This window comes from Bradyrhizobium shewense, from assembly GCF_900094605.1.
In the GTDB taxonomy this organism is placed as follows: Bacteria; Pseudomonadota; Alphaproteobacteria; order Rhizobiales; family Xanthobacteraceae; genus Bradyrhizobium; species Bradyrhizobium shewense.
In genome coordinates this window covers 1-1,311 of sequence record NZ_FMAI01000100.1, presented here as the reverse complement: position 1 = coordinate 1,311, position 1,311 = coordinate 1, and the positions used below count along the sequence as shown (strand labels likewise).

Annotated in this window: 1 protein-coding gene; it reads right to left on the bottom strand. The window is 62.6% G+C overall.

The features are described from left to right. Positions 1–54: 54 nt before the first annotated feature. Positions 55–1,266, bottom strand: coding sequence for an integrase core domain-containing protein (locus GA0061098_RS43455; protein WP_245324015.1), 1,212 nt, complete (start codon positions 1,264–1,266; stop codon positions 55–57). Positions 1,267–1,311: the final 45 nt, after the last annotated feature.

The window sequence follows — 1,311 nt, the reverse complement described above, 5'->3', positions numbered from 1 at the left end:
TGTCCAGCGGATGGATAGGTAACAAAACAGACCGGATGGATGGGTAACAGTTGTTCATGATTTGGTCGGCTGCGGCGCGGCGCTGGCGCTGCGCCGTAGCTTGCGCGTTTTCTGGTCGATGATGCCGATCGGTACGTTGAAGAAGCGCACTTGCCAGGTTCCGTCTTCGGTCTCCTCGACGGCAACGGCTTCACCAACGAGAGCGCTGCAAATGTGAATGAGCTCGCCTCGCCATTTGATCTCGCCGTTGGAGCGAACCTGGCGCACCGCGGCTTCGGCCGGGTAATCAGGCTCGGGAAGCCGCCTCGGCATCGCACGCGGCGAGGGCTGATAGACGCTGGCAGGTGGGCGTTGGCCAAGCGACTCGTGCGGCCGCTCCTCGTTGTAATCGCGCATGAATGCCGCAAAGCGACGGGCCTGCGCGATCCGGTTTGGCGGCGTTGGCCGCATGGCTTCCAGAAGCGTGAGGTGGAAACGCTCGTGCCGGCCATTCTGCTGCGGATGGCCGGGGTCAATCCGTTCATGGCGGATGCCAAGCTTGATCCACCAGACCGACAGCGCCGTCAGACCGGTGATCCCGGTCGAGGCGAACGGCGAGCCGTTGTCGGAGCGGATGATCTCCGGCAAGCCGTACTCGCGAAACGCCCGTTCCAGCGGCGCTTGGCACTCGGCATATTGCGTACTGCCCGTCGCCGCCAAGCTAATCAAATAGCGGCTGAAGCCATCGGTCGCCGTGAACGGTTCAACGCGAGATCCGTCGCCCAACCAGATCCAGCCCTTGTGGTCGAGGCCCCATACATGGTTCACATGCTGAGGCACCGTCAGTTGCCCCATCCGCGGCGGCGCACGTCGCCGAACCTTGCGGTCGTCGACCAGTCCCGCCCGCTTGAGAATCTCCCCGGCCGTCGAGGCCGACGGCCAATCCACGTCTCCTTGACGAGCCTCAAGCTTGCTCACGATCTTGCGCGGTCCCCAACTCGGCCGCTCAAGCCGCAGCCCCACAATCGCATCCACGATGTGCTGTGGCCTCGCTCGCCCATGCACACGCGCGGCATGCGAGCGATCCGCAAGCCCTCCAGGTCCTTCCAGCCGGTAGCGCTCCAACCATTTGTAACCGGTCTTGCGGCTTATCTCGTAGCGCTCGCAAAGCTCCGTCATCGTCCACAAGCCGGTTCGATGTTCCGAAATGAAGCTAACCCGTTGGTCCACTGCACAGCTCTCTCGCCAAGGCATCGGCTGTTCCTCCAGCCGATAGAGAACTGTCACCCATCCATCCGGTCTACTGTGTTACCTCTCTATCCGGTCTGCACA